Source organism: Jatrophihabitans sp. (assembly GCF_051960575.1).
Lineage (GTDB): Bacteria > Actinomycetota > Actinomycetes > Mycobacteriales > Jatrophihabitantaceae > JBQCEE01.
Genome location: NZ_JBQCEE010000425.1, coordinates 1 through 3,171, shown reverse-complemented (window position 1 = coordinate 3,171; position 3,171 = coordinate 1). Strand labels below are relative to the sequence as shown.

Annotated in this window: 4 protein-coding genes; 2 read left to right on the top strand and 2 right to left on the bottom strand. The window is 72.1% G+C overall.

The genetic code is table 11. The features are described from left to right. A partial coding sequence (locus tag ACTHMS_RS23935; RefSeq protein ID WP_440309164.1) for a sensor histidine kinase occupies nt 1–678 on the top strand: 678 nt, incomplete at its 5' end. Next, the gene (locus ACTHMS_RS23930) at nt 630–1,268 is read left to right on the top strand and encodes a LuxR C-terminal-related transcriptional regulator (RefSeq protein WP_440309163.1); all 639 of its coding nucleotides are present in this window, start codon (nt 630–632) and stop codon (nt 1,266–1,268) included. The genes ACTHMS_RS23935 and ACTHMS_RS23930, both read left to right, overlap by 49 nt. Nucleotides 1,269–1,275: 7 nt before the next feature. Here the strand turns inward: ACTHMS_RS23930 and ACTHMS_RS23925 are convergent, their stop codons facing one another. Further along, nucleotides 1,276–1,881, bottom strand: a complete 606-nt coding sequence (locus tag ACTHMS_RS23925) for a DUF3043 domain-containing protein (RefSeq protein WP_440309162.1) — start codon at nt 1,879–1,881, stop codon at nt 1,276–1,278. A gap of 38 nt (nt 1,882–1,919) precedes the next feature. Further along, nucleotides 1,920–3,068: a quinolinate synthase NadA gene (gene nadA, locus ACTHMS_RS23920; RefSeq protein ID WP_440309161.1), complete on the bottom strand. Its 1,149-nt coding sequence runs from the start codon at nt 3,066–3,068 to the stop codon at nt 1,920–1,922. Nucleotides 3,069–3,171 lie beyond the last annotated feature (103 nt).

Below are 3,171 nucleotides of genomic sequence, written 5' to 3'. Positions count from 1 at the left end.
CGGCTCGCGCAGCGCGTCGAACAGCTAGCGGTGTCGCGCGCCGAGACGGTCGACACGCAATCGGCCGAGCTGCGGCGCATCGAGCGGGACCTGCACGACGGCGCGCAGGCGCGGCTTGTCGCGCTCGGCATGAGCCTCGCGATGGCCGAGCAGGCGCTGGCACGTGATCCTGACTCGGCGCGCGAACTGTTGAGCGAGGCACGCACCGCGAGCAGCGACGCGCTGTCGGAACTGCGTGACCTCGTCCGGGGGATCCACCCACCGGTACTCGCCGACCGCGGGCTGGTCGGCGCGGTCCAGGCGCTCGCGCTCGCCGCGCCCCTGCCCGTCGATGTTCAGGCCGACATCGCAGGACGGCTGCCCGCGCCCGTCGAGTCGGCGGCCTACTTCGCGGTGGCAGAGGCGCTCACGAACGTCATCAAGCATGCGCACGCGCAGCAGGCTTGGGTCTGGTTGCGGCACGACGGCGACCTGCTCACCGCCCGGATCAAGGACGACGGGGTGGGCGGCGCGGACCCGTCCGGCGGAACCGGGCTGCGGGGTATCGAGCGCCGGCTCGCCGCCTTCGACGGCAACGTGGCGATGAAAAGCCCGCTCGGTGAAGGGACCGAGCTGGCTATGGTGCTGCCGTGCGTGTCGTCCTCGCCGAAGATCTTGCCCTCCTCCGGGACGGCCTGATCCGGCTGCTCGAGGCCAACGACTTCGAGGTCATCGAGGCCGTCGACAACGGTCCGTCCTTACTCCGCGCACTCACGACGCACCGCCCGGACGTCGCTGTCGTGGACGTCCGGTTGCCGCCGTCGTTCACCGACGAAGGGCTGAAGGCGGCGATCGAGGCGCGCCGTCAGGTTCCGGGCCTGCCGATTCTCGTGCTGTCGCAGTACGTCGAGCAGCTGTACGCCCGTGAGCTGCTTGCCGACCGCAGCGGCGGAGTCGGCTACCTGCTCAAGGACCGTGTCTTCGACGTGCGGCAGTTCGTCGACGCCGTGCGGCAGGTGGCGTCCGGCGGCACGGCGATGGACCCGGAGGTCGTCGCCCAACTGCTCGGCCGCCGCCGCGAGCCGGTGCAGACGCTGACCCCGCGCGAGCGCGAGGTGCTCGGGCTGATGGCCGAGGGCCGCTCGAACGCCGCCATCGCCGCCCGCCTGTTCGTCACCGAGAAGGCCGTCGGCAAGCACACCAACAACATCTTCGCCAAGCTCGGCCTGCCGCCGTCGGAGGACGACAACCGGCGGGTGCTCGCCGTGCTGGCCTACCTCGACGCCTGAGGGCGGGTCAGATCGGGTCGCCGCGCTGGACGCGGGGGGCGGGCAGGCGCCAGCGGCGCGGCAGGTAGGCCCGGCTGCCGGCGTAGAAGCCGATCCCGAGCGCGCCGCCGTCGGCCTTGCCGTGCCACTGCAGCGCGAGCGCCCGGATGCGGCGGCCGACGACGTACCACTCGAGCAGCAGCACGAGGAACAGCACGAGGGTCAGGAACGACAGCTGCGGCACGAAGCCGCCGACCACCATGAGCGGGAACAGCCAGAGCATGTAGTTGCTCAGCATGCGGCGCGAGTCGACGTAGTCGCGGGCCAGCTGGCGGGTCGGGCCCTGGTCGCGGCGCGGCAGCACCGACGGGTCGCCGCGGCGCATCGCCTCGCGCCGCTCGGCCGCCGTCATCGGGCCGAGCGAGTTCGCCCGCTTCGGCTGGGTCTTCGCCAGCTTCGCGAGCTCGCGCTGGCGGGCGACGGCCTCCTTGCGCGTCTTCGGCGCGGTGACCGGGCCGCGGCGTCCCTCGGCCTCGCGGCGCTTCGGGGTCGGCCGGCCCTTCGAACCGGGCGCTGCGACCTCGGCCGGCTCGGGCTCGGGCTCGACGGCGGACTCGGTGCGGCGCAGCTTCACGCCACCAGATTACGTGGCCGCGGGCCGCGCATGGTCGCCTACGGCAGGGCGAGCATGCGGTCGAGGGCGAGGCGCGCGTTGGCCGCCACCGTCTCGTCCACGACGATGCGGTTGACGACGTCCCCGCGCACCAGCGACTCGAGCGAGTGCACGAGGTGCGGCAGGTCGATCCGGTTCATCGTCGAGCAGTAGCAGACGGTCTTCTCGAGGAAGACGACCTGCTTGTCCGGGTGCCGGTCGGCGAGGCGGCGCACCAGGTTCAGCTCGGTGCCGATCGCCCACGACGAGCCGGCGGGTGCTGCGTCCAGCGTCTTGATGATGAACTCGGTCGAGCCGACGAGGTCGGCGGCGGTGACCACCTCGTGGCGGCACTCGGGGTGCACCAGCACGCTGACCCCGGGGATGCGCGCCCGCACGTCCGCGACGTTCTCGGCGGTGAACCGGCCGTGCACCGAGCAGTGGCCGCGCCAGAGGATCATCTTCGCGTCGCGCAGCTGCTCGACGGTGAGGCCGCCGTTCGGGCGGTGCGGGTTCCAGACGACGCAGTCGTCGAGCGAGAGGCCGAGCTGCAGCACGGCGGTGTTGCGGCCGAGGTGCTGGTCGGGCAGGAACAACACCTTCTGGCCCTGCCCGAAGGCCCAGCGCAGGGCCCGTTCGGCGTTCGACGAGGTGCAGACGGCGCCGCCGTGGGCCCCCGTGAAGGCCTTGATGGCGGCCGAGGAGTTCATGTACGTGATCGGGACGGTGACGTCGGCGATGCCCGCGTCGGTGAGCGCGTCCCAGCACTCGACGACCTGCTGGTGGTCGGCCATGTCGGCCATCGAGCAGCCTGCGGCGAGGTCGGGCAGCACGACCTGCTGGTCGGCGGAGGTGAGGATGTCGGCCGACTCGGCCATGAAGTGGACGCCGCAGAAGACGATGTACTCGGCCTCGGGGCGGGCGGCGGCGTCGCGGGCGAGCTTGAACGAGTCGCCGGTGACGTCGGCGAACTGGATGACCTCGTCGCGCTGGTAGTGGTGACCGAGCACGAACAGCTTCTCGCCGAGCGCCTCCTTCGCGGCGCGGGCGCGGGCGACCAGGTCCGGGTCGGACGGCTCGGGCAGGTCGCCGGGACAGTCCACCCCGCGCTCCGAGAGCGGGTCGGTGCCCCGGCCCAGCGGAAGGAGCGGGAGGTCCACGGTGCTCATGCCCGAATCCTATTGCGGCACCCGCGGAGCACCGATTCGCCTCCCGTGCCGTTGCTCACAGCAGCGAGCCGTTGTGGAGGTACGCCGTGGGCGCATCCATCCC